Source organism: Candidatus Eisenbacteria bacterium, assembly GCA_026388185.1.
Classification (GTDB): Bacteria; Eisenbacteria; RBG-16-71-46; order JAFGJU01; family JAFGJU01; genus JAPLKG01.
On sequence record JAPLKG010000003.1, the window covers coordinates 68,534 to 93,689 of the forward strand.

Genomic DNA, 25,156 nt, shown 5'->3' on the forward strand with positions numbered 1-25,156 from the left:
GCCAACCTCCGTTACTGGCGCGTAGCTCTCTGCTCCCGCTGGTGTAGCTTCCTCGAATTCTCACGCGACTGTGTAATGCCCTGTCACAGGAGGAGGCTTCCGTCTTGCCTGCACACAGTTCCGGGATACCTGCGCAATTTGGACAACAGATCGACAATCGACTTCAACGCGCTTTCCGTCTGGCATTCGTTTCTGCGAGGGAGGTGATCCGGCGTAGAGGAAAATGCTTCAGTTTTCGCCGCGTGTTGTATCACATCACTCTAACAGTGCGTACGAATCCGGGATTTCATGGATTCGGGAGGTCAAATCATGAAGGGAAGAACCTTGGTGACGGGGATTCTGGGGTTGGCCCTGCTGCTATTTTCTTTTCCGGCGTCGGCGCAGCCAATGGCCGACTATGGGGATGCGCCTGATCCGGCGTTCCCGTCGCTCTTCGCCAGCAGCGGCCCCCGGCACACGAATGTAGGGGATTGCTTTGTTGGGTGGACGTCAACAACGGAGCCAAACGCCCTGATTCCGGACCTGGACGCCGATGACGGCGCCCCGCTGATATTCGCAAACTACACACCCTCGGGCTGGACGGCGTGGGTCTACGTGCCGATCACGATCGCCCAAGGCGCTCAGGCGAAGCCCCGTTACTTGAACGTCCTTCTTGACGCGAATTCCAGCGGAAGCTGGTGCGACGTACCTGGAGAGTGGATTGTCCGCAATTTCCCACTTCCGACAACATACTACTATGTCCACTTTCCCGGGCAAACGGTGTGGTACTGCATAGGCGGCTACACCGGCGTGGCTAACTACAGTGGCATGCACTGGCTGCGTGTCACGCTCAGTGACGCGATGGTCACCCCCGATCTCCCGATGATGGGATGGAGTGGGCGCGTCTCGAGCAGTTTCCTAATCGGTGAGACCGAGGACTGGCTGCTTCAGTGGTACTACAATCCTCCTAAACCACCGGACCCACCCAATCCTCCGCCCAACACGGGCATACCGCCACTCCCGGCACCGGTTCCTGAATGCAACAAGACGGGCGCCGTTTACCAGTCGCCCCCTCCGACGCACGTCGGGCACTCGGGGACTTTCGACATCGTCGTCGAGAACTCGAGCGTCAACCATCCGATGCACATAGTTGAGGGGCCGTTCGCGACTGACGTCAACGGGAGTCCGATTGATATCGGTCTGGAGAGTCTAGAAAGCACTTACCTGAACCCGGGACAAAAGGCCACCTCCCACGGGAGCTGGGATTTCGATAACCCGGGTTCTAACCAGGCATGGTGCAACTGGGACGTCGTGGTCGACCCACAGGGACAGTACATTGTCGTCGCTAACGTGGGCGATTACGTTGACGCCACCGGCAATCAGCCGACCGGCGGCAGCTTCCAGGAATCAACACCCACCAAGGTTCCCCTGACGACTCGGACAGGGCTTGTCGTGCTTCTCGTTACGCTCGGCCTGGTTTCCGCTTATTTCATCGTGAGGAGGCGTGCCCTCGCGTCAGGAAAATAGTGATATCCTTTGACTATCGGTGAGGGAAGAATCGATGGCGGCGGCCTCAGTTCCGCCGCCATCAGTTTTTGTGAGCTGTCGTTAGGGTTTTCTTTGCCTCTGCGTGCAGCGCATGATATTATATGTGGTTTCAGTATCGAAGCGTGAATCGCTCCCGGAACGACGGGACCCTCTACGAGTCGATAGTCTCACCGATCAACCTCCGTGAGGGCCAAACGAGAGTTCAGTTGAATCGCCATAGCGGTGCCGCCACAAGCGACCGCCCGACGGCCTTCGGCCAAAACCAACCTGGATTGTCATTCACGCTTGGCTCCCTGCTGTGCGTCCTTCTGCTGGCGGCGCTCTCCGTTCCTCGAGATGCCGTATGCGGACTGGCATGGTCTGAGGCCGAGGTCGTGAACAAAGACGTGATGGCGGCTTTCGCGACTCCGAACAATGCCCGTTCGATCGAGGTCGATGCAGCGGGCGCGGCCCACATCGTTTTCTCCGGAAACATAGACTTTTACTACAACATTTTCTACAGACAACGCAGCCGCTCGGGCTGGGGAAGACTTGAGCAGGTAAACGTAAGCGCCTCCACGTCCACCACGCCCACCTTGGCAATCGGGCCCGGAGACGCTGTCTACGTGGTATGGTCCGACAATGTGACCGGAAACGGCGACCTCTACTTCTCCGCTCGTCTCGGCGGCAGGTGGACAATCCCCGAGAACTTGACCGCCGATTCGACTTCTTCTCTCTTCCCCGCTCTCTGCCGAGTCGGAGGCGGAAGACTTCACTTGGTTTGGGAGGACAGGCTGGGAGAATCGTCAAGAATCCTCTATTCTTCTCGATTCGGCTCGGAGTGGACTCTCCCCGTTTGCCTGAGCCATGCGGGACGCGGCGCGACCTCACCCGCAATAGACGTTTCGCCTGACGGAACTATTCATTGTGTCTGGACCGAAGAGGCGAAGGGAAAGAAAGAAATAGTCTACAGAGAGTTCTCAAAGAGATCTTGGAAGAAGTCCGTGCGATTGAGCGAGCCGTCGAGCTCTGCCAATAGACCCTCTCTGGCCGCAGACAAGGACGGCGGAGTCCACGTCGTCTGGGAAGACCACAGATTTCGCTTGCCCGCAATCTGCTACAGGGAAAGGAGTGCGAAACACTGGCAACAGGACGTTCTTCTCACGGACGGAAGCTCCAAGGCGTTTAGACCCGCAATCGCAACGGGACCGCGCTCGACTCTTTGTGTCGTGTGGTATGATAGTAAGTGGGGCGCCACCGACGCGGTCTACCAGAGCAGAAAAGATAGAACCTGGAGTCAACCCTTCAGGCTATCCTGCTCCCCGGCTCCCACTTATTTCGCCTCGGTAGCTGCGGGCGACGACGGCTGCGTGCACGCGATCTTTCAGGATCGACAGAGAGGCAACTACGACGTGTATTACAGGAAGGCCGTGCCGGCAACACAAGCTGAGTGATTTCCACCAGGGAGGAAGAAGATGCAAGAGACATTTGAAGTGATCATCCTCGTAGGAAGACCCGCTGCCGGAAAAAGCGAGATCATCGACTACTTGAAGAAGGAAAGCGTTGAGAGGAGGAAAGAGCGTTTCAGAATCGGAACGTTCGAGGAGATAGACGATTTCCCATTTGTGTGGGAGACTTTCGAGATTGACGACATCCTCTCGAAACACGGACGCGAGCGTATCTTCACGACGCCCGACTATTACTTCAAGGACCCCTTTACTTGGAATCTATTCATCGAGAGAATAAACCTCGAGTTCGCGAAGAGACTCGCAGGGAATCCGAACTATCTGAGAGACACGACCTCGATAGTCGAGTTTGCTCGCGGAGGAGAAAACGGCTTCGGAGAGGCGTTCTCTCTTCTTTCCGACGAGATACTCACGCGCGCTGGGGTCGTGTACATAAACGTCTCCTACGAAGAATCCTGCCGCAAGAACAGACGCAGATTCGACCGGAAACAAGCCCACAGCATCCTCTTTCACTCCCTACCCGACGAGAAGATGGAGTTTTACTACAAGATGAATGACTGGCACAAGATCGCCCCGGGCAATGATGGGTACCTCACGATCAGGGGACAGGCCGTTCCCTTCTCTGTGTTCAACAACGAACCAGAGGTAACCGACAAGCCTGAGGAACTTGGCCGGGCATTGGAAGACGTCTTTGGAAAACTCTGGACGAGGCTGCAAGAAAGGCATCGGTGACAGCCCCGTTCGCCCACGGTCTGGTGTCTACGTTCTGGTGGGTGCGCCGGAACTCGCAGCGTGTCCGGCGGCAACGTCAATCTCGTGTGCCGCCACGAGTTCGGCCACACGCTTCCTCTCGGCCACAGTCAAAAAGCCCACCGCAACGAGGATGAACGCAAGAGAAAACCAGTCCTGGATTTTGGGGAAGCTCCCTCCGCAGGCAAAGCAGAAAACCAGCGTGGCAGCAGTGCCGGCAACAAGCGAGGTGAGCCGGTTCACAAGACCGGCGAAGGTTGCCGTCCTGCCTTTGAACATGAAGATGAAGACCGAGAAGAAGGCGACCATGCCGTAAGCCATGCCGGCCAGGATCGCCCACGACCACATCGGCCTGGGATTGGTTAAGGCCCCTCTGAAAAGTCCGAGCTGGGCGCTCTCCCACCCGAAATGCCGAGGACCGTAGAAGAGAAACAACCCAACCACCACCATGGTTGTGCAAGCAGCAATCTGCTCGATGGAAAAGAACCACTTATTGTCGAGCTTCATCCCTTTGGCGCGCGTGTTCTTGTAGTAGTTCATTATGTAGATGCGGATGGCGTAAGCTGTGATGTAGCTGCCGAGAATCGTCATGGCCACGCCCGAACGCGCGAAGTCGAAGTCCCCCTCCTTGCGCCAGAATATCTGCACGCTTGCTGCAATCAACGCAAACACAACGCCTATGTTTTCTTCAACGTAGACCTTCTTATGAAGTATGCCCTTTTGAATCTGGACTGCGTCCACGGCGCGACTGATCACTATAATGCTGGCCCGCATGATCACCATCGCAACCATGACCGAGATGGGAAGGGAATACATGAGCGTCGTGGTCGGGATCACAACCGCCGTGCATACACCGGACGGGATTATGTACAAGTACTCCCGCGGAAAACTGAGAGCGCCCCAATGAACCAAGTTGGTCGATTTGGTTCTAAACCAACGCAGAACCAACACGACGGCCACGCACAGGCTGGTTCCTCCCAAAGTGCTGTAAACCAGAAACTCGGTTTGCGTCATCCCCGGGAACCCGAGCTCCGGCTTACCCGTAAAGTACTTCACGGTGAATCCCGTGATGACGTAGAAGAAGAAATAGCTAAAGCACAACTGGAGCAGTCTTCCCGTACTACCTTCGGTTGTCTTCCACATATTCACTCGTCCTGTTCTGGAGGCAGAAGGCCAGGCGTCAGAGAAACCCGCAGGTCTTGACGCCAGCGACACGGAATCAAAAGACTACTCCACTCCGCTTCTGAAGTCGAGATATTACTTGTCGAGCGCCCGGCCCTTTCTTCGCGTCAATTGAAGAAAAAACGCTTCGTGGACTCGTCCAGTAAGCCTCGGCGCCAGGTTACTGCCGCGGCAGTAACCTGGTCATGACCAGCCACGGGAGACAGAGCCCCACACCCCAGACAACGTAGCGCCACGGCGCCACGAGGGCGTTGTCGCCGATGATTACGCCGCCCACGATTAATGTGAGCAGAAATGACACTCCCGCTTTGCTCATCTGACACCTCACTCTTTCATGGCGATGTAGACACACACGGCCGCCGCCACCCCGCAACACGAACCAGTGCATTTCAACCACAGAGGGCCGGTGAAGGCACATCCGGCTATGCACGGACCGCACGTGGCCACGAAACAATCGGCCCACTTCTTCTTGTTGAACTTGATCGCTTGCTCTTCAACGTCCGACTCATCGTCGGCAGAAACCAACTCCGTCAGCTCATTGGTGGCCGTGTCCACGGTCATTGCAAGGACGCTTCCGTCTTCTTCCCGGTAGAGCATGGCAGTGGCAAACCTGTCACCTCTTGGATTTATCATGGGCACGACGAAGTATCCAGGACCGGAACTCCCGTCGGGCTCAGAAAGCTCAAAGGCCTGTTCGGGCAGTTCCACCATTCCGAGCGCCCGGCAGCGTGCGAGAATTTTGCCCGCCTTCGGCAACTCCAGCACCTGTCTCGCCCTATCTGGACCGGAGTCCACCGACGGCCACGGATTCGGGTTTACCTTTTCCCGCTGCTCTCTTGAGGTATCCGTCCACTGATAGGTTGAGTGAAAGCCTGCTGTTGCCGTTGCGCGGCCGCTATGATAATCGCGACCTGCCACGGTGTCAAACGGATTGACAGAGTGTATGTCGGCCCTTGCTGCGGCCGCCACTGCGAGGGCGGGCACGACTGACACGCAGGCAATGAAGAAAACCGAAACGACTACCGACGGCGTCGAAAATCTCCTTGTTCTCACCACAGCCACCTCCTCTTTCCAGAAACACCACGGACATGAGACAAACTCAGGGGGAACAACGGCCGCGCGCCTGCACCCTCTCACTGCGATCTGCGTTTACTCTGGACGAAGACAGGACAGAAGATCGACCGGCCCGAGGGCCTTCTGTTTCACGAAGCCGGACTCACACTCCGGCAAGCGCCGTGCCACGGCGACTGGAGTCGCGCTCGGGCTTGCTGAATGCTGTAACCAGGGTCGTGTGGTGGAGTTGTAGGGGCGGCCCGAGGCGGCGCGGGGCGCCTCGCGACGTTACCGCCGCCGCGCCCTGTAAACTTTGGAGGCGCCTCTGTCGACGAGAGTGACGGGAGCTGGGCAGGTGGGCCGTGGCGCGCATACAGGCCGCCCCTCGAGAAATCGGCTCATGCCTGCCGCGCATGCGGCCGACGGCGGCGCCCGCAATGAAACGCGAGAGATTATTCGAAGCTTCGGATCACTCTGAGTATCTCGTGTGGGTCACTCGCGCTTCGCAGCTCCTGGACGGCATTCTCGAAACGCAGTAAATCGGCGAGAGACTTGTAAACCCTGAGATAGAACACGTCGTCGCTGGGAGGGGCCGCCATCGGAAAGAAAACGTTCACTGGCTTTCCGTCGAGCGCCTCGAATTCCAACCCCTTGTCCGAGCGCGCGAACGCGATTACGAATTCTTTTACCTGGACGGTTCTTACGTGAGGGAGAGCCACGCCGCCTCCGATGCCCGTCGTGGCCTTCTTCTCACGGTTGTGCAAGTCGCGGAAGAGGCGACGAGAATTTCGCACGTTCCCCGAGCGGTCGAGGAGGTCTGCCAGGGCGGTCACTATTCTCTCCTTCGTTTCCCTGACCACTCTTTGAGGGCTCATTTCCTCGGGAAAATCAAGAGTCACGAGAGAATCAAGGTTGAGCTCAACAAGCTCGGGAGTCAGATACCTCGAAAGTCGCATCAGATGTCTCCCAAGGCCGGCGGCTGCGTGTCGCTCAAGCTATGCCGCGTCAGACGGTGCGCTCGGGTCGCTCGGGTCGCGGCGGAGCCTCCAACGGAGGGCGCCATCACGAGGCACGCCGAGACAATGGCGGCGTTCAAGTACCAGTTATATCGCATCATGTTGTGACCGAACAGACCGAGTAAAAGCAAGAGCCAATAGGCGGCCAAACAGGCACGGCAGACGGCACTGATACCCTTCGCTTCGGGAGTGTCCACCGAGGACAACAACGACCCCGCCCGTGCGGCCCCCCTCATACAGACAATCACAAAGCCTGCAAACGCGATCAGGCCGAGTATTCCGGTCTCACCGCCTACCTGTGCCAACAGATTGTGCGCCTCGAACCAATTGCGGTTCTGCGGGGGCGAATAGATCATGCCGTGCGCGATGCCGAAATCCCCAATTCCTACGCCCAGGAGCGGTCTGTCCATGAACATCTGAGATCCGACTCTTAACCCTTCGATTCGTCCCATCGCAGATTCGGCCGCGGAAGCGTTCTTTTGGAACTCAAAGATGGTCAAGAATCTCTCCTTGTACTGCATAGGCATGGCAACCCATGCCCCCACGGCGACCAGCATGACTATGATGCCCGTCAGCATCCTTCTCTTGTGCGTGATCCACATGTAGAACAACAGGAACAGAACGCCCAACATCCCTGACCTGGAACCAGTGAGAACCACAACGACGCTCCCGGCGCAGATGACGCCAAGCCAGCACAGCCGCCAGAAGAGGTTTCGATTCGCTCCGATGCAATACAACCCGAAACAGACGGCGAGAACCAAGCTGGCGGCAAGCGAGTTCGGGTCCCCCCTCGAAAGAGAGTCGGTGGTCGCCCTGACGATGCCCATTGCAGTGTAGTTATAGCCCACGGAGTAGTAGAGCCTCAAGCTCTCCGCTGCCATCCACACATGCCCCAGCGCAAAAACCGACAAGAAGACAAAGAGCCTCCTTGGAGTATTCACCATTTGCGAAGTGAGAAAGGCAAGAACCCCCAACTTGAGAAGCTCAATCCATGCAGTGGCGGCCCCCAACTTCCACACCGCCGTGAAAACGGAGAGAAAACACACGACCACGAAGACGAGAAGCCACGAAGCAATGCCGCGCGAAACCGGCCAGAACCTTCTCCCCGCGGCAACCTGAAATCCCCAACCAACCGCGGCCAACACCGCGCACAACCTCTCGACGTGCAACGGCTCGAGCTGCACTATACCTTCTTGCGGCCTCACGGCGACGAGAAGCATGAAGAGTAGCAAGGCTGGAAAGGGGTTGAAGAGAAACCACAGTGATGCGTAGAGTGCCACCGCAATCAAGAAGACCAGCAGAGGATCAAAAAAGAGAAGCATAAGTCCTGCGGTCACCGGTATCACAAACACCGCGAATATCTTGAAAAGCGTGCCAGGGTTTATCGGCGGTCGCGGGCCCGCACCCCGCACCCGTCCCGACTCAACCCGGACAGGCTCTCTTCCGTCTTCCGTATCGTGCTCGTTCACTGGCCGGTGTCTCCCCCAAACATCATCGCCGTCCGTTATCGCTCTGCAGGACTCCGGGCCGGACGCCCGAAGCCGATCATACCTCTCCAAAAACCGGCGAAAAGCCCCGCGTGAGTGATTAGCAGCGCCACGAAGATCGAGGGCATCAGCCGTAACCCGTGTCTCAAGGAGAGGACAAGAGAAGCCGATGCTATCAAGAGAACGTACGCGCACGCCAGGAAAAACAAGGCTTGTCCGGCTGCCATGAAAAACAGTGCGAGCACGGCGAGGGCAACAACAATGACGAGTGGCGTTCCAAGCAGAATCGGGCCCGAGGTCGCATCTCTGGGATGCTTCAGGAACAGCCTGGCGCGACCCGCACCGTAACGCGCCATCTGTCTAAACAGAGGGCCAAGATCGTCTCTGGCATGGTAGCGGACCATCACGCGCGGGCTGGTGAAGGCCCTCAGCCCCGCCTTCCTTGCTCTTAGATTGAAGTCAACGTCCTCGCACGCATCCAGTCTTTCGTCATAGTACCCTATTCGCTCAAACACGCGACGCGTGTAGGCTGCGCCGGAGCTGTCTGGATCGACGAGGTCCTCCTTCGCAGTAGAGAAAATCAGCGAAGAAGGATTGTGGCCGAGCCACGAGGTCCTCGCGATGACTATGGCCCTCTGGACGTCGCCCGATCCAGTCCACTCCAACGGCTGAGGTCTGCATATCACGTCTGCCGACGTCGTTCGAAAAAGGTCCGCCAGATTCCTGAGCAGAAACTCATCCGGAATCTCACAGTGACCATCTACAAACAAGACTGCGTCCCCCCTGGCCGCTCTGGCTCCAACGTTTCTCCCAGAGCTCGACAGACGCCGGGGGTTCTCGAGCACGCGGATGTTCCGATGAATCTTGCTCAGGCCTGCGGCGACGGACACGGTTTCGTCGGTAGAACCCCCGTCCACCACGAGAAGCTCAAATCTGTCTGGCGGAAACTTCTGCCTGCACAGTGCTTCCAGAACGCCGCCTATGTGCCTGCCTTCGTTCAGCACGGGAAGGACAACGCTGATGAAGATGGGCTCGGATGTGCCGTTGCTCTCCATGAATCGTCACGCCCTCTCTACTGCGAGAGTCTTCGTGTAAACCTCCGTCAGGAGTCGGAGCTGTCCTTCGAAGGAATGTGATCTACGAATCGCTTCCTGCCCGGCTTGCCCCATGGCCCTGGCAAGTCCGGGATCAGACAACAATTCAGTGATCGCCCTCGCCAATTGGCCGCTCTCTCCGGGCGAGACAAGAATCCCGGTCTCTCCGTTAACGACAATTTCGGGGACGCCGCCAACCGCGGTCGCTATCACCGGCGTTGCCGCAGCAAGAGCCTCGAGGAGCACGTTCGGAAGCCCTTCCGTCAGAGAAGGAAGAACGAACAAGTCAACGTTCCTGAGAGATGAAGCAAGGCCCGGGACATGGCCAAGGAAATGAATCGAATCGGCGCACCCAATCTTTTCCGCAAGTCTCGCGAGATGGTCTCGCAGGGGACCGTCACCGAAAACCAAGAGTACTGCCTCCTTCTCGCTGGCGAGCACGCGCGGCATGGCCTCAATGAGGTACTCTTGCCCCTTTTCGGGCGAGAGCCTCCCCGCGGTTGCGATTATCGTTTTCCCGCAGAACTTGCTGAACAGCGCCGAGAGTCCGTCGTCCGATCCCGCGTCCGCCGGCACATCGCACTGCGCGGCCTCGCCTTCGTTTCGACGGTGCTCTGCGCGGTCATCCTGTTTCTCTCGTTCTACAGACACGGCATTGGGGACGAGCGAGACTTTGTTTTCCGGCAGACCTCGTGACGCCAGAACGTTCTGTTGCTCTCTCGAAACGACGACAACGTGATCCATCCGTCTCAGAAGCCAATTCTCGAGTTTGTAGTAGAGAGCAACCTTCAGATTCTCCCTCGTCGTCCCTCTCCAGAACGCAATCTGCCGCGCGGGAAGCCCCGCTCGTCCGACAAGACAGAGAAAAGTGGATCGATAGTCGTGCGTGCAAATCAGTTCGGGTCTCTGAGTCTTGAAGAGCTTTCTCAAACGAAGAACCTGCGTCGGATCGTAGGCGCTAATACACGGAACAGAGAAGGACCGTATCCCTAGAGCGTTAGCCCTCCGGGCAAGCTCTGTCTCCTTGCCGTTTTCGTAGAAGCTGCACAGTAGGGCCTCAATCTGAGTTCCCCGGAGCAGCTTCAGGTGCTCGACTATCTGCTTCTCGGGCCCCCCGAAAAAGTTGCTCGCGCGCACGTGCATTACTTTGACCTTGAGCGAGCCGATCATCCTGGACGAGCCGATTCCGTCGGCAGAACCAACCATGTTCCTCTACTTTCAAACGTCTCCGGTCCACGAGGACCATGATCCTGACGCTAGCTACCTTTCGGTATTGAACCACTCCTGGGTTGCATCAGTCTCCAGTAAAGACACCACAACTGTCTGAGCGCGTCCCTGAACAGGAATTTCTGATCCGCCTCCATTCTCGCGTGCGACCCCAGCCACGTACGCAGGTGAGAGTCCCTGAGAAGCCTCAGTATTCCCCTCCCGAGCATGGCGGGATCGTCCGACTGAACCAGCAAGCCGCTTTCACAGTCGGCCACTATCTCAGCATTTCCACCCACGTCAGTTGCGACGATGGCGGAACCGGCAGAGCAATACTCCAGCAGGGCGTTGGCGCAGCCCTCGCTTCTCGAAGAAATCACCGCCACGTCAAAGCCTGGAATCAGTGTATGTGCGTCCCGCCTGAAACCGAAGAACGTCACTGCCCCAGCGATGCCCAGTGACGAGGCAAGATTCTCCAGCTCTTCGCGAAGCTCTCCCTCCCCGAATATGCAGAAGCGTGACAGGGGCTCTTCCTTGAAGACGACCGACGCCGCTGCGATAAACACGTCCACGCCTTTCACGTATCTGAGATTGGCTACCATCCCCACGCAGAGTTCTCCCGGCTTGAGTTCAAGCCCCAGCTTGGCCTCGTGTGCCGGCAGTGCCACGCCCTGAGGCGCAACCATACCGTTGTGAATCACCAGAGCTTTGTGCCGGGGGATCTTCTCGTCTGCCCGCACGGATTCTTCTACGGCGTGCGAGTTGGAGAGAACGCACGTGGCGAGCGTATCGAGCATTCTGACGAACACTACCTGCGGCCACGTGAACGCGAGACTTCTGATGCCTCTCCTGCTGGTTATTATCACCGGTACTCGCGCCAGACGCGCCGCCAGAGTGCCCAGCACGACGGAGTCAAAGAACGACAGGTGGACAACGTTTATTCTTTGCTTCCTCATCAGTCTGGTCAGACGCCACAGACCCGAGACAAAGCCGGGGTCGAGTAGCTTGGCGACTCCAAGTATCGTTACCGGGCATTTGAAATCGGACGTAACGACGCCCCGAAGGGTGCACAGGAAGGGATTCACTAGATCCCTGTCGGCGTTGCTGATGGTGCTTTCGAGTTGAGTCTCCGTTCCACCCGCATATTGTGGATGCAGAGAGTCAATTACGTAAAGCACGTTGATTCGCCCGTCGTGCGCGGCCAGAGATTTCAGTGTCCTTTCGCGTTTCGCACATAGGACTGACTCGACGGCGGAGAGACACGAAAACACAGGCAGCGGTAGTTCCTCGTATCCGCCGGGTGCCTCGATGCGCGGGAGAAGGAACGCGCCACTGGACAGCCTCACGACGCCACGCACGGTTGACAAGACCGCACGATACCCGGCTTCCCGAGCGAGAGAAACGTCGAGCGGCCGGAAATCCGCTCTTGTTCCACTCGGAAATGCGAAACAGTCCACCTTCTTCCCGGCAATTTCCTCGAGAATGTGCTTGGACGTGAGGAGCTCACTCCTGGCCTCTTCTTTGGAGAGCAAGGAGAAGACTTCATGAGAGTGACTGTGAGAACAGATCTCCATCCCCGATTCAAGCAGTTGGAGTACGTCTTCCCGGGAGAGATAGAGTCGCGAGCAGGGGAGTTCCCTTTCCTTGACGTCGTTCACTCTGAGCAATTCCCTCACCGCAGCCTGCCTCCTGCGGGCAGGAAGATATCGGAGATACGCTTTGAGTCTTATTACTGCGGCCCTCTTGAGCGGGAAAGTGCCGGTTTCGAGTGACTCAACGTAGTCAAGATACTTGGGAAGACGCACATTCTCCAAGCAGGCCACGAGCTCCTCCACCAAATCGGTCCATATAACGAAGGAAGGCTCAAGTGTTTTTGTGACTATGGAAACCGCCGCGCTGACGCCGTGATTTCGCAGAACGGGAACCGCATGAGTGAGAAAACTCCTTCTACCGTCGTCGAAGGTGATCGCAAGTGCCGGGGGCGTGAGTTCCCTCTTGCCCTCTATTGCGTCAAGTACGTGGCTCAGAGGAACCACGTTAAAATGTTTGGTGACGTAGCGGATACTCTCTTCGAGCGCCTCAGGCGAGATGCCGTAGGACAGTTCATCGCCCCTGGCCCAGACGTCGTGAAAAGTGACGATCGACGCTTGCGGGCCGGAGATCAAAGGGCCGACACGCGACGTTACGAATGGAAAGACGCCCGACTTCTCGCCCAGTCGGCAAAAACCACGCACCATGCGACGACTTTTCACGTTCGAGATCTCACCGTCCTTTCGACTGGCTCATCCACATCTTTTCGGGTGGGAAGCTGAAGAAACTCAAACCAAGAAGAGCAAACCAAGAGATGACTCGCACCGGCTTGAAACTACATTTCTGATAGGCCTTTATTGACGCCAGGTTCTTGACGCGAATGTGACAATAAATCTCCGTGTATCCCTTCTCCTTCATGAGCCCGGAAACTCTATCGATCAGAAAGGGAGCAACGTTCTTTCCTCTCAGCCTCGGGTCCACGTAGGTATCATAGATGAAGGCCACGCCGGGCGGGAGGTCGAACTCTTTCTTGAAGTCCAGAACGTAGACTCGCTCGAACCCGATCTTCATGTATCCCACGATCTCGCCTTCCATTCTAACGTGGGGCAAGAGATGCCTTAGCTTCTCGGCAAGCTCTAGCTCCCTGGGGTCAACGGTTCCCGGCATGTGTTGTCTCAAGAGCCAGGCCGTCGTCTCCTCCGGCCGGGAAAAATCTATCTCGACCGGAGCCGAGGTCGTGTTTGCAGGAAAAGTTACCGACAAGTCCCTCACCATCCAGATCGCTCTCTGGTAGTTCCAGATTCTCCGACGGATTTCTCGCAGGAGCGCCCGTGCACCTTCGTTTCTGCGGGTCTCCAGAGCCCTCTCGACTAGCGAACTGACCCAAACCACCTTCGCGGATTCCTCATGAAACGGTAGGTTCTCTCCAGCAAGAGCTGCCGGAAGGTCCGGTTTCTTTGCACTCCCAGAATGCAGTGCCTGCAAAAACCCGACCAAATCTTGCCAAGATTTCGTATGAAACTGAGATGCTTCTCGTTCCGCCATATCCGTGCCAGGTCTTCGTTCCGGATGTTTCCCAAATGATAGTCACCGAAAAACGGACAAGGCAGCACATTGCCGTAGGGGTCAACGGTGACCTTGAAGCGGGCGACGTAGCATTTCTTGTTGCCGAATCGGCCCGTGACCAGGTTTCGGGCCTTGAGACAATCCACGTTCTCGGTCATCAGAGCGATCCTCATGCCGCGCGCTTCCTTTTTCAGTTCACGCACTTTCCGCTTCAGCGTCCGGGCTTGTGCTTGATCGACTAAGATGGAGTCTCCCTGGAAAATGTAATATGGATTGGGTCTGATACCATTTATGCTTGCGTGATCGACCATCTCCGGAAGGAATTCGCCTGCGTATTCCAAATGCATCAAATCCAGGCCCACAGCCTCTGCAAAGGATAGGACCTTCTCGAACGCGTCGACGTTGAACTTGGAGATGGTGGTGTTGCAGTGTAATAACGGGCGCTTCTTCTCACCTCGGGCTCTCTTGACCGCTTCTATGCAGTTTAGCACCTTGTCGTAGGAACCGTCTTTACCTCTTACGAGGTCTTGACTCTCCCCAACTCCGTCGACGGACAGCCACAGGTCATCCAGACCGGCTTGAACCAAGCCCTCCGCCGTGGCCCGATCCATAAGATTACAATTCGTGACCAAATCGGCTTCTATGGGGTATTTCTTGATATGAGAAATCAAAGGAATCACGACTTCCTTTCGCAGAAGCGCATCTCCCCCAAAAAGCTCGATGTACTTTACTCCCAGGCCATAACACATATCTACGGTTCGTTGCCACTCTGCCAGGCTAAGCTCCTCCCCGGTTTGCCTCCTCTGCCACATACTGCAAGTCTTACAGCCGGAGGTGCAGCGATACGTGATGAAGAAGAGCGCGTCTCGCGGTTTGACGAGATGGTAGTCTATCTCTCGCCGAGAAAGATATCCCAGTTGCCGAGCGACTTTTCCGAAAAAAGTTGAGATCACTCTGATTCCTCCGGCTGCCGGCCTTCACCGAGCCTCCGACAGAACCCCCGACGCTGCAAAGCGTGAGTCAGGTCAAGTGTTGGACAAAACCATCTTCTTGAGCCGCACGAGAATCCCGAACCTCCTGAGATAGTCTCTCAGTCTGAAGTCGAGCCAGAAAGGCATTCGCGCGTAAGCTCTGTTCTTCAGGATGTAGTACCTCACGTGTCTGTGGACCGATTCAGTCCAGCACATCTTGTAAGGATCGTCGTAACCCAGGAGGTCGTACGTCTTCAACCCTCGGTCGAACAGACTCTCTACGATGAATTGGTCCAACACGCCCCCCGGCGAACCCTGCTTGAAGCGTTCATCATATTCCGCCTTGAGACCGAACTCCGTTTGACCACTACGCAGGTGGTATTCATACGCTATGGGAATGGAATTCAATATCAATAGCCACAACACCAGGAATCGCTCCTGATTCGCCCATCTAGCTAAGTTAACGTAAAAATTCAGACTTTCCTTAGTGGAAAAAGCGGAGCTGCCTCTGCCGCCCTGCCAGCTTTTTCGGGTGACGTTCTGAATTTGCGCCAGCAGGCCGTCAAGATCGTCTATCTGTGAGTGCTCCTCTATTCTAAAGTCCCCCGATTCTCCCAGTCGCCGCTGTCGATTTCTCATGTTCTTTCTGAATTTCCTGGAGCGTGTGGCCAGAAAGCTGTTCCAATCGGATTGAATGGAAATGTAGGGGGACAGGCGGATCATTCTCTTGCCCCAGAGAAGCCGGGCGTCTCCGCACTTCTTCTCGATCAGATCGATGACCGGCGAACTCTCCAATATGTCTTCCAGCTTGAGCAGATCCCAGTTGTTTCTTCTCCACAGATGGTCGAGAATCTTCTCCGCGCCGGCCGTATTGTCCGGCGGAAAGATGAAGTCGATCTTGGGCGACTGGTGGTTGGCCATGAATTCGATGATCCTCATGGGGAATCCCATGTAGGACCCTCTCGAGATCATCAGCGGAGCTATGGCCAGGACCTTCTGCTCCTGCCTGGCAACCAGAACATAGAGTTTTTTCTTCGTGCCGAAGCTGTCCCACCAGATCCTGAACCACTGATGCATGTAGAACGGCTTTTCGTCCGAGTGGCCGCGCAAGAGTCCGTTCCATTCGGATTCCAGTCGTAGAAAACTCTCGTAATCGGTGATTTCGACTATCTGCATCTAATGGTCTAGAAGTTGACGAAAACACTCTCGATGACGGTCTATCATCTGCGTCAGAGAGAACTTCTCCCGGACGATTCTTTGATTTGTCTTCCCCATCGCGTTTCTGAGTCCGGCGTCATTCAGAAGCAACGTGATCTTCTCGGCCAACGCCGCGGAATCGTCAGGCGGAACCAGGAAACCACCCTCTCCCTCTACCACGAGCTCCGGCGTGCCCCCGACCGACGCAGCTACGACGGGCAACCCGCTGGCCATATACTCCAGGATGGTGTTGGACAGTCCCTCAGATCGAGAAGACAAGACGCCCAAATCCAACACGTCAAGATAGGGAGTCACATCCTCAACAACTCCCGTCCACGTTACCTTCCGTCCTATTCCCAAGTCATCGGAGAGCCGTCTCAGTCGCCGAGTTTCTGCCGCTTCCCCGTCGCCCACTATCAGGAACCTGGCTTGAGGAACGTCCCCGGCCACTTGGGCGGCCGCGCACAAGAAGCCCTCGATATTCTTGATCGGCCGCAAATTCGACACTAGCCCCACGGTCAGTTCCCCGTCTCGAACACCCAGTTCTTGTTTGAGCTCGTTGGGCGACTTGTCGGTAACTCTTCCGAATTTCTGATATTCTATTCCGTTGTAGATGACGCCCACCTTGTCTCGAGGAACGCCCAGCTTCAGAATCAAGCTCTCCCTGACCGCCTGGCAGTTGACCAGGTAGCGATCCACCCTGGTACTCACTACTTTCAACGCAAGGATTCGACTGCGATTCAGATCGTGTCCCAGGTTGCGTTGGGTGGAGACGATTTTCCTCGCCCTACCCCATCTGGCGGCCATCACGCCCGCCAGATTCGAATCGGGAAAATAGGTTTGCACTATGTCGAACTTCTCGTTCCGTATGAAGGCTACCAGTCGTCGGATCTTCAGCCAGGCGCCGGGATTCCTGAAGGAAGTAATTCCTACGACGAACTTGGGACAGTCGAAGTAACCGGTCTCGATCCAAGAGCTGTGCCTAAGCACCGCCAGATGCACTTCAAATTCATTCCGATCCAGACCGTTGACGAGTTTCGAAAGCTGCCCTTCCGTTCCACCGCCAATGTGACCGACGTGATCGATGACGAACAGTATCTTAGTTCTTCTCATGAGAGACTTCCGATTTGTGTGGAAGGAACAGTCTTTTGATTCGCTCCTTGACCGGCCACCACACGAGCAAGGGCAGACCGGCCAGGCCGCGCTGGAAGCCGCAGAAAAGCACAGTTCGACGGAACTCCTTCGTCCAATGCCACTTGTACTCGTGTTCTCCGCGCAGGAAATCAAACTCTCGGACGGACTTTGCTATCAGGTCTTCCACAACGTAGCCAAGCATGGCCGCGCCCACTCGATTCTTCTCGAATTGAGGGTCATAGCCGGTCTGATAGTCATAGTACTTCGAACCATAAAGGTAGCCGTAACGGAATGCAACCGGACGCTGATCGACCTCGAGGAAAGCCAAGTAGAGCCAACCGTTGCCGGCAATGACCTGAGACAGTTTGAGATGAAAGGCCAGGTAGTTCTTTCTACAAAAGTTACCCGTCTCACCCTTTTTCTGCCGTGACAGACGGTGCAGGCGAGCCGCCTGTTCAAAGGCGTGGGGCAGAGAAGCGGGGTCTTCTGCGAGAACGAGCTTGACTGCGGAGGAACTCTCCAGTTTCTTGCGCGTCCTCTTGACGGCGCTTCTCTTCTTGTAGGAATACGAATTCAAGAGCTCGTCCAAGCTTGAGGGCAGTCTCAAGTAAGGACACACATTGAAATTTCTCTGCCACACGAACACGTTCCCGCCGGAAAGGAGCTTCTTGAGCAAAGGCAAGACCGGGGAGTTTGCGTCTACATCTGAGAGATATAGAACGTCCCAGCTTTCCTTGTTTCTCATCAAGGCCTCGACTATTTCCGTCACTATCTCTTCATAATCCTGCTCGGCCACAATGAAATCCAAATATTCCGGCGAAACCGGTGAACCGTACCCGATGAACTCAAGTAGTCTTACCGGAAAAAGACCGAGCGTCTTTCGTGAGCTTATCTTCAAGGGGGCAAGACCGACCAGTTTCCCGCCGGCATCCCTGACCGCGACTACAAAAAGAACGGAGTTCGTCCCAAAAAATTCCCACCAGGTCGAAACCCATTCCCAGGTCAGAAAGATGTTTGCGTTGCTCCGGGACAGGAGCTGATTCCACTCTGCCCTGTAAGCTCCAAGCTCGTCAAAATTGGAAATGATGTCGGCGTGGAACATGCGATTGCCTCAAGAATCCCTTACGCGTCGATCCATGGTCTGACTTTCCGGGGGGTACTATAACAGAGGAAGCCAAAAGCGAACAGAGGAAGATGCGTCACTCAGCATGGCGGCGCCGGCTTGGGGACGTCGGCTTGCGGACATCGGTCTGATGATCGGAGGTGAATCGCTATCTCAGATCAAGAATCCGGGTGACGCCGGAGAGATCTGTCTTATCTGAGGACCACCAGTTTGACCGCCCGGGACGTCCGGTCCGTCTCGAGGCGGCAAAGGTATATCCCGCCCGCGACCTGGGAACCGCGCCTGTCTCGCCCGTCCCAACGCACTTCGTACAAGCCGGCTGGAAGTACCTTGTCCACCAATCGCTTGACGAGACGTCCGCTCACATCACAAATAAAGAGATGTGCCGGACCCTCGTTTGCCGCAACGGAAAACTTGATGGTCGTGAGCGGATTGAAGGGATTGGGATAGGCGGCGAGGAGACTTGTAGGAACCTCCGGCGGCGATTGTTCGGACACGGACGTGAGCTGTGCGTTGGTGAGGGCGACATCGTCGATGTACCAGCCTCTGTACGTCTCGGCGACGTCGGTCCCGAATCTGAATCTCACTCTCGCCGGACCCGGGTAGCCGGAGAGGATGAACCGCTCGTATTTCCAGACGCCCGAGATGCCCGAGAAACACGGAGTCCCGGCCGGGAAAGGACTGTAGCATTCTGGGCACGCCTTCATTGTGTAGGGATAGCCGCCGGACGGAGTGATGATTTGCCACGGCCCTCCGGCCACCGAGATTTCGACCACGCCGCCGTCCCAGGCGACAGAGGCGTTGTAGTATTCGGCTTCCATCCAGTGCCAAAAGGTGAGCTCGGTGCCTTCGGTGACATAGAACGGAGTGGTGTAGAGCGCGGCGTCCATCAGATTGGCGTAGTTGTCGAGAACCGTGCTGCCGCACTTCCAGCAGCTTGCATCGCCGGTCGTGTGGTTCTTCTCAGTACTCAGATGCCACTGGTCTTCATACCCATCCTTAACGGCCGAGTGACCCCAGTCGTAGAAACCCACGGTGTCTCCCACGCCCACGAAGAACCTTCTGGAGACGGAATAGTCGGGCGAGCCGGAAATATTCATGTCAAGAATGATGCCGTGGGGAATGGGACAGGTTGACGAGAGAGAAAGCTCGAACGGTACCTCGGGAGATCTGATTTCATTCGCAGGAATCGCTCCGTACGCGCTTGTGTCCGAGATCAGAGTCACAAAAACATCAGACGTATGAAGTCCGGCTCGCACATCTTCCGCGTCGATACCGTAGTTGTTGAGTTCGACAGAGAGGTCTATCGTCTCGCCCGGATCGAGTATTCCGTCGCCGTTTCCCGAGCCGAGTGCGAGAGTATCATGCACCGCTTTGCCGCTGATCTTGATTGCGGGCAACGTCTCTACCGTCACCCCCATCTGAACCACACCGCCGGCGAGAGTGATGCCGTCCATGGCAACCTGCGTGTCGTTGTCGGAATAGTCCCTGCTGTTCGGAGTAGAAGAATAGTCGAAGACATGGTTGGGGTTATTCGCCCCGCCGGAGCCCGGGAAGGGATCCCCCGTGTCGCCGGAATTCGTGTTGTTTTCGAGATCGCACTCGCCGTCAGCCTGTTCGACGGCCACGATGCAGTGCAGGACACACGCTCCGCAGCATTGGCTGTTATTGCCGAGGGCTTCTTCGTCCACGTGATAGACGACGAGTCCGGAACCCAAAAGGTAGGAGTCGAAGAGAGTCTGCTGCCGGTTCTCGACCATGAAATACTCCCTCGAGTAGACGCCGTTCGTCCAGACGACGTAGGAGGTCGGCGACGTCTCGGCGTTCGGAAGAGAGACCGCCGCCACGTTCGTCGTGCACACCTGTGGCGTCACAAAACCCAGCTTGCTCTTCGACCACGCGTCAAAGTGTGTGGGCGTAAGCCCGCCGTTTCCCCACGAACCACCGGCCATGACGGACCAGTATCCTAACCCTCGTGCGTCGTAGCCGCTGTCGTAGAGGTCCGGCAGACCGAGCACGTGGCCGAACTCGTGACTAAACACTCCTATCTTGCCGTTGTCGGGCTCCATCGAGTAGGTGGAAACCTTCACCCCATCCACCGTGATCGGGCTCTTGGTGGACCACTGGTGCGAATGGATGTGGTTGGGATTGAGAGTTTCTTCGTATCCCTTCCCGGCGTGTACGACAAAAACTGCGTCCACGTAGCCGTCGTCGTCGCCGGAATTCGGGACGCCGTCGGGCCCGTCGTTGTCAAACTGGGAGAAATCCACGTAAGCGTCTGCGGCCAGCACGGCGTCTTCCGCGAGCTTCCGCGCGTTATTGGGATACGCTCCGAGTAATCCGCGCTGCCCGTCAACGTAGTAGGCGTAAGTCTGTGGCATCCGAAGCCATTGCGTGACCGCCCCTCCGACGGCAAACTGCCCGTAGGAGTTCTCGATGTAGTAGTCTCTCATGCTGCGCGTGGGATAACTGTCTTCACTAAAGAGCATCTCGCTGTAGTGTGACGGGGGGTAGGTGGCGGTACTGGCCGTGTTATCTGAGAAATCAACCAGTATTACGATCGCGTTTCTTTCCACCGTCAGCGTGGCCGAAGTGCCCAGGAGTCGCTCGGGCGACGGAGACGCCTGGATAAGAGGTCGGACTGCGGGCGGGTGGTTCACGCCTCTGTCATAGGCTTCCCTCGCAATTCGGCCTTCTTCCTCAAGCCGTCCCTCGGCCTTGAGTCTATCCACGAGGTCGGGTCTTAAGGGCATCGACAAGCATGAAGGGGCGAAAAACGCAGAAAGCGGGACGCACAGAAACGAGGTATACAAACAGAAGATGGACAGGATGAGTTTCCGCCGGCTCATCACTCCTCCGTCCGAGGACGAACGCACGGTTGGTGGCTTCCAGTCTGGTGGCACAATACCGAATAAACAATCAGCACGCTCGCAGAGACAGCCGCGGCAACAGTTACCGCGACGCTCATCCTTGCTATCATACCGCAAGTTGCGGCCTCTGTCAACCGAAAGAAACGGCGTAACCTATCGGTCGAAGTGACTAAGAGTGCTTTTGGGGCTGGCTTCCTGCCACCCTCATAACATCTGTCTGGACATGGGCGGGACTCTTGAAGTACATTCAGCAAGGACATGGCTGGTTTGTGGTCCGGTATGGGAAGTGTGCTTTATCAGGAAGAGCGACATCGAACTAGCGAGAAACGGTGAGCAAGATAAAAGGCTTCATTAGAAGCTCTTTGTTGAAGATTGACTTCAGTGGATTGGTCCAACGAGTCAGAGGCCCCGGCATCGTCATTCTCAGGTATCATTCCGTTAGAACCGATCCCGAGGCCTGTCGAAACACCATCGGCCTGGGCATCATTCATCCTGCCCACGTGTTTGAGCAACAAATGCAGTTTCTATCGCGGAACTACGAGATCTTGAACATGGAGGATGTGTTCCGCTTCGTTACGGGCGACAGGTCCGTAGACAGGAAATCCGTTGTCGTGTCGTTTGACGACGGCTTTGACGATAACCATAACGTGGCGGCTGCAATCATGGCGAAACACGGAATCAGGGGGACATTCTACGTGACGGTCGATAATGTCGACCGCAGAAAGCCGCTCTGGTTCGTCAGGCTTCGCACGGCATTCTACGGAACCGCTTCTCCAGCGTGGACGTGCTTCACTACCCGAAAGGAGTTCCCTCTCGACAATGAAGCCGACAGGAACAGGGCCTTTGTTCATGCCTGCCGCCTCTGCGCCCCTCTTTCGGGATCGGAAAAAGAGGCCTTTCTGGTGAGAGTGGAGGGAGACATCGGAACAACGAACCGACAAGACGAATGCTTCATGCTCGAATGGGATCACGTACGCTCCTTATCCTCGGCGGGTCACACAATCGGATCTCACACAATGACCCATCCGAATATGGCATACGTCGAAAACGCGGATACGCTGAAGTTTGAGCTTCAGTCTTCAAAGAATCGACTTGAGGCCATACTTCAGAAACCGGTTCAGGATTTTTCTTATCCGTCGCCAATCTTGGAGCCCCATTGGAACGAGAGAACAGCAAAAGCCGTCCGAGAGGCCGGCTACAAGACGGCAGTCACATGCGTTCCGGGGGTGGTTCGGGAAGGAAGCGATCCCTTGTGTTTGAGAAGAATATCGGTGCCTTTCGACTTGAGCGAATTCGCATGGAAGATAGAGGGCAGTCTTGCTGGATTCAGGATCTGACATACGGAAACCATGAATAACGACTATAGGCTCGAATACTATTCAACAGATTCAGACGTATCCCTCCGGGAGTTTTGGCAACGCTCGTGGATGCCCCCACCCGTCGAGAAAAGTGCAACTTGGTTCCCTTGGATCGTGCGCGAGAATCCTAACACACCTGAGGGTTATGCCCCGCTATTGCTGGCGAAACAAGGGGAGAGGACCGTGGGCCAACTTGTACTGATGCCTACCCTGCTATTCCATCGGGGTAGGACTTACAGCGCCTGCTGGGGGAGAGATATGTATGTCGAAAAGGAGCACCGGCGAAACAAGATCGCCAGTCGTCTTTACGACAGGTGGGTTGACGACTTTGAGGTCGCCCTGGCCTCCGGACAATCGCCGGAGGCGCGAGAGCTCCAGAACAAGTACGGCTGGACCGTTATCAGTCTAATCCATCAGTATGAGAAGCTCTTTTTCAGGCCTCGGTATCTGGCCGATTCCCTGAAGAACGGAATATATATCGCCGGGAAACGGCTTCTCGCAATGATGTTCTCGGAGGCCTATCGCCTCAGACCATCTGCGACTCCTGACGTAGAGGTTAAGGTCGGACGAACGTTCGACCCTCGCGTTGACCAACTTTGGTCGGCATGCAGGGAGCAATATTCCAACATCTGCATGAGAGATCATGCAACGTTGCGTTGGCGCTTTGAGAGGCATCCGTACGCGAACTACTTCGTGTTCGAGGCGTTCGATAAACGCGGCACGTACGGAGGGTATTGCGTAGGAAGGATCGAGGACGACACTGCCTTCCTGATCGATTTCCTGACGGAAAGGGAGGGAATGGGCCGCCAAATGCGGAGGGCTTTGATTCACGCCGCGGAATCACATTTCAGGAGCCTTGGAGTCGTACGCGTGGTTTGCCGTTGCCTCTCCCCGGACTTCGAAGCCAGTCTACGTGAGGCGGGGTACCTGCCGACGCTGTACACCGGTGCCATGGCGATAAAGAGTCGGCTTGAAAACTTCCCAAGAGATGAATGGTACGTGACCGCGGCGGACTCGGATCTCGATCGTTAGCGGGCCGGGCAGAGCGCGGGAATCCAGTAGGATGTTTCTGACAATGCAAACCGAGAAATTTGAGGCAGACTTCTTCTCAATAATCGTAAGGAACGTTGTTGCTCCCTTGTGGGCGATGAAGGAACGCACCCCCTATCTCAAACACCTTAAGTATCTGGAAGAATCGCAGTTCCGTCCCCTGAATGAAGTAAGAGAGGATCAATGGAGAAGGTTCAAGAGGCTTCTCAGGCATGCGTACGACAACACAGAGTACTACTTTGAAAAGATGGAGAGCGTGGGCGCTACTCCGGATGACATCAGATCGTGGGACGACCTGCACAGGCTGCCTTTTCTCACAAAAGACAATATTAGGGCAGACAAGAACAGAATGGTCGCGAAGAACATCTCCAGAAGTAAGCTCGTATCGAAAAAGACCTCGGGTTCCACCGGTGTTTCTCTTGAGCTTTTTTGGGACGAAGACAGCCGCCAGTGGAAGAGGGCATGTACCATACGACACGATAGGTGGACGGGTTGGAACCTGGGGGAAAAGGTCGGAGCGATCTGGGGAAATCCAGGCCACCTGAGAAGCTGGCGCGGACGCCTGAGAAACCTTCTCCTGGAGAGGTATTCCTACCTGGACACCCTGGAAATGGATGAAGAGGACATAGCGGATTTCTGCCACCGGATAAAGAAAGGCAGGCCCACTCTCCTCTTCGGGCACGCTCATTCGCTGTATCTGGTCGCCAGATTCCTCAATTCGAAAGGCCCGGCAGACATCAGACCCAAGGGAGTGATTAGTACTGCCATGGTCCTTCACGATCACGAACGCAGGGAAATAGAAAAAGCTTTCGGTTGCAGCGTGACCAACCGATACGGGTGTGAAGAGGTCAGCCTCATAGCTTCCGAATGTGAACAACACGATGGACTCCACACAAATGTGGACACACTGATTGTGGAGATCGTCCAACAGGGCAAAGCCGTTCTTCCCGGTCAGCCTGGCGTCATAGTAGTCACGGACCTGACGAACTACGGCATGCCGTTCATAAGATATGCAATCGGTGACGTGGGTGTCGCTTCGGACAGGGCGTGCAGGTGCGGGCGCACACTTCCGCTCATGGAATCCCTCCAGGGGCGCGTCGCCGACTACGTCACCACGCCGGAGGGGAAATTTGTGTCCGGCATATCGCTCACGGAGAACTTCGCGATGTTGCTCAGTGGGATAAAGCAGTTTCAGATCGTGCAGGAGCGGATAGATCATCTGGTCCTGAGGATCGTCAGGGCCCAGGATTTCACCGAGGTCACCGAACACGAGATCGCGCGCCTGGTGAAAGAGCGTTTCGGCGAGAAGATGGGGTACTCCATCCAGTACGTCGAGAGCATTCCCTCGGAGAGATCGGGCAAATATCGTTTCTGCATCTCGAAGATAGAGAATCCCTTTTTCACGGTCGGTGGTGCCTGAGGAGGTCTTTCTTCAAGTTGCAGGTTGCATCGCAGTACTGGATCTCGCATCGGCCGTAACACGATTCCTCGGCAGGAAGGCGTGTAACCCCAGGTGGCGTCACGAGAACGCCCAGGGTCATTCTGGCGTGGAATTTGCTAGTAAAACGTGGTAATATAGGCACTAGCCTTCATTGGT

The 25,156-nt window shown here is 56.1% G+C and carries 20 protein-coding genes; 6 read left to right on the forward strand and 14 right to left on the reverse strand.

The window, feature by feature from the left end; genetic code table 11:
• Positions 1 to 309: 309 nt before the first annotated feature.
• From NTX17_01110 to NTX17_01120, 3 genes are all read left to right on the forward strand, one after another.
• Positions 310 to 1,506: a hypothetical protein gene (locus NTX17_01110; GenBank protein MCX5799977.1), complete on the forward strand. Its 1,197-nt coding sequence runs from the start codon at positions 310 to 312 to the stop codon at positions 1,504 to 1,506.
• A gap of 395 nt (positions 1,507 to 1,901) precedes the next feature.
• Positions 1,902 to 2,960 (forward strand): sialidase family protein, encoded by a 1,059-nt coding sequence (locus NTX17_01115; protein MCX5799978.1) that lies wholly within the window; start codon positions 1,902 to 1,904, stop codon positions 2,958 to 2,960.
• Positions 2,961 to 2,981: 21 nt separating this feature from the next.
• The gene (locus tag NTX17_01120; GenBank protein ID MCX5799979.1) at positions 2,982 to 3,704 is read left to right on the forward strand and encodes a hypothetical protein; all 723 of its coding nucleotides are present in this window, start codon (positions 2,982 to 2,984) and stop codon (positions 3,702 to 3,704) included.
• A 27-nt stretch (positions 3,705 to 3,731) separates the two neighbouring features.
• On the opposite strand, the gene NTX17_01125 is transcribed toward NTX17_01120, so the two are convergent.
• The 14 genes from NTX17_01125 to NTX17_01190 form a co-directional block, all read right to left on the reverse strand.
• The gene (locus NTX17_01125) at positions 3,732 to 4,865 is read right to left on the reverse strand and encodes a hypothetical protein (GenBank protein MCX5799980.1); all 1,134 of its coding nucleotides are present in this window, start codon (positions 4,863 to 4,865) and stop codon (positions 3,732 to 3,734) included.
• Positions 4,866 to 5,064: 199 nt separating this feature from the next.
• On the reverse strand, positions 5,065 to 5,220 hold the full coding sequence (locus NTX17_01130) for a hypothetical protein (protein MCX5799981.1): 156 nt from the start codon (positions 5,218 to 5,220) through the stop codon (positions 5,065 to 5,067).
• A gap of 8 nt (positions 5,221 to 5,228) precedes the next feature.
• A complete protein-coding gene (locus NTX17_01135; GenBank protein ID MCX5799982.1) occupies positions 5,229 to 5,957 on the reverse strand; it encodes a hypothetical protein in 729 nt (242 codons plus the stop codon).
• 452 nt (positions 5,958 to 6,409) lie between these two features.
• The gene (locus NTX17_01140; GenBank protein MCX5799983.1) at positions 6,410 to 6,913 is read right to left on the reverse strand and encodes a PTS sugar transporter subunit IIA; all 504 of its coding nucleotides are present in this window, start codon (positions 6,911 to 6,913) and stop codon (positions 6,410 to 6,412) included.
• Positions 6,913 to 8,442, reverse strand: coding sequence for an O-antigen ligase family protein (locus NTX17_01145; protein MCX5799984.1), 1,530 nt, complete (start codon positions 8,440 to 8,442; stop codon positions 6,913 to 6,915). Before NTX17_01145 ends, NTX17_01140 begins: the two co-directional genes overlap by 1 nt.
• 35 nt (positions 8,443 to 8,477) lie before the next feature.
• Entirely contained in the window at positions 8,478 to 9,515 is a 1,038-nt protein-coding gene (locus NTX17_01150; GenBank protein ID MCX5799985.1) for a glycosyltransferase family 2 protein, read from the reverse strand.
• Positions 9,516 to 9,521: 6 nt separating this feature from the next.
• Complete coding sequence (locus NTX17_01155) at positions 9,522 to 10,760, reverse strand: glycosyltransferase family 4 protein (GenBank protein ID MCX5799986.1); 1,239 nt, start codon at positions 10,758 to 10,760, stop codon at positions 9,522 to 9,524.
• A gap of 50 nt (positions 10,761 to 10,810) precedes the next feature.
• The gene (locus tag NTX17_01160) at positions 10,811 to 13,012 is read right to left on the reverse strand and encodes a glycosyltransferase (protein ID MCX5799987.1); all 2,202 of its coding nucleotides are present in this window, start codon (positions 13,010 to 13,012) and stop codon (positions 10,811 to 10,813) included.
• 10 nt (positions 13,013 to 13,022) lie between these two features.
• Complete coding sequence (locus NTX17_01165) at positions 13,023 to 13,682, reverse strand: GNAT family N-acetyltransferase (GenBank protein ID MCX5799988.1); 660 nt, start codon at positions 13,680 to 13,682, stop codon at positions 13,023 to 13,025.
• Positions 13,661 to 14,809: a radical SAM protein gene (locus tag NTX17_01170; protein MCX5799989.1), complete on the reverse strand. Its 1,149-nt coding sequence runs from the start codon at positions 14,807 to 14,809 to the stop codon at positions 13,661 to 13,663. The genes NTX17_01165 and NTX17_01170 overlap by 22 nt, the downstream gene beginning before the upstream one ends.
• Positions 14,810 to 14,881: 72 nt before the next feature.
• Positions 14,882 to 16,003: a GNAT family N-acetyltransferase gene (locus tag NTX17_01175; GenBank protein MCX5799990.1), complete on the reverse strand. Its 1,122-nt coding sequence runs from the start codon at positions 16,001 to 16,003 to the stop codon at positions 14,882 to 14,884.
• Positions 16,004 to 17,137 (reverse strand): glycosyltransferase, encoded by a 1,134-nt coding sequence (locus NTX17_01180; GenBank protein ID MCX5799991.1) that lies wholly within the window; start codon positions 17,135 to 17,137, stop codon positions 16,004 to 16,006.
• Positions 17,124 to 18,260: a GNAT family N-acetyltransferase gene (locus NTX17_01185; protein MCX5799992.1), complete on the reverse strand. Its 1,137-nt coding sequence runs from the start codon at positions 18,258 to 18,260 to the stop codon at positions 17,124 to 17,126. Before NTX17_01185 ends, NTX17_01180 begins: the two co-directional genes overlap by 14 nt.
• A 212-nt stretch (positions 18,261 to 18,472) precedes the next feature.
• Positions 18,473 to 21,130 carry a M6 family metalloprotease domain-containing protein gene (locus NTX17_01190; GenBank protein MCX5799993.1) on the reverse strand — a complete coding sequence of 886 codons (2,658 nt, stop codon included), beginning with the start codon at positions 21,128 to 21,130 and terminating at the stop codon, positions 18,473 to 18,475.
• A gap of 350 nt (positions 21,131 to 21,480) precedes the next feature.
• Between NTX17_01190 and NTX17_01195 the strand changes: the two genes are divergently transcribed.
• The 3 genes from NTX17_01195 (at position 21,481) to NTX17_01205 (ending at position 24,979) form a co-directional block, all read left to right on the forward strand.
• On the forward strand, positions 21,481 to 22,488 hold the full coding sequence (locus tag NTX17_01195) for a polysaccharide deacetylase family protein (GenBank protein MCX5799994.1): 1,008 nt from the start codon (positions 21,481 to 21,483) through the stop codon (positions 22,486 to 22,488).
• A 204-nt stretch (positions 22,489 to 22,692) separates the two neighbouring features.
• Positions 22,693 to 23,541: a hypothetical protein gene (locus NTX17_01200; protein MCX5799995.1), complete on the forward strand. Its 849-nt coding sequence runs from the start codon at positions 22,693 to 22,695 to the stop codon at positions 23,539 to 23,541.
• Between the two features lie 43 nt (positions 23,542 to 23,584).
• Positions 23,585 to 24,979: a phenylacetate--CoA ligase family protein gene (locus tag NTX17_01205; GenBank protein ID MCX5799996.1), complete on the forward strand. Its 1,395-nt coding sequence runs from the start codon at positions 23,585 to 23,587 to the stop codon at positions 24,977 to 24,979.
• The last annotated feature ends 177 nt before the right edge of the window (positions 24,980 to 25,156 follow it).